1 rRNA gene is annotated in these 477 nt (G+C 68.3%); it reads right to left on the reverse strand.

Features of this window, described 5'->3' with window-relative positions:
- Positions 1-386 precede the first annotated feature (386 nt).
- Positions 387-477: ribosomal RNA gene (gene rrf / locus ACIQCH_RS38150) — 5S ribosomal RNA — on the reverse strand; the annotation flags it as partial.

The following is a 477-nucleotide window of genomic DNA, read 5'->3' on the forward strand; positions in this document are numbered from 1 at the left end:
CACCGCGGTCGCCACCACGGTCGTCGTCACGGCGCGGGCCACGGTCGTCACGACGGTAGCCGCCCCGGTCGTCGTCGCGGCGGAAGCCGCCACGGTCGCCACCGCGGTCGTCACCGCGGTCGTCACGCCGGTCGCCACCACGGTCGTCACGGCGGAAGCCCCCGCGGTAGCCGCCCCTGTCACCGCCGTCGCGTCGACGCGGCTCGCGCTCCGGACGATCGTCGGGAGAGTTGGTGGACATGGGTCAGACTCCTGTCTTCGGGGTACCGCTGTCATTCTCGCGCAGCCGGCCCCCGGCCGCGCTTCGGCAAATCTAGGTGGAGCAAAACAAAAAGGACCCTTGGTCCCAGCGTGAACGCTGGGACCAAGGGTCCTTTTGAAAGATTGTTCGGCGGCGTCCTACTCTCCCACAGGGTCCCCCCTGCAGTACCATCGGCGCTGAAAGGCTTAGCTTCCGGGTTCGGAATGTAACCGGGC

Origin of the sequence: Streptomyces sp. NPDC093225, assembly GCF_044753805.1 — a bacterium.
Classification (GTDB): Bacteria; Actinomycetota; Actinomycetes; order Streptomycetales; family Streptomycetaceae; genus Streptomyces.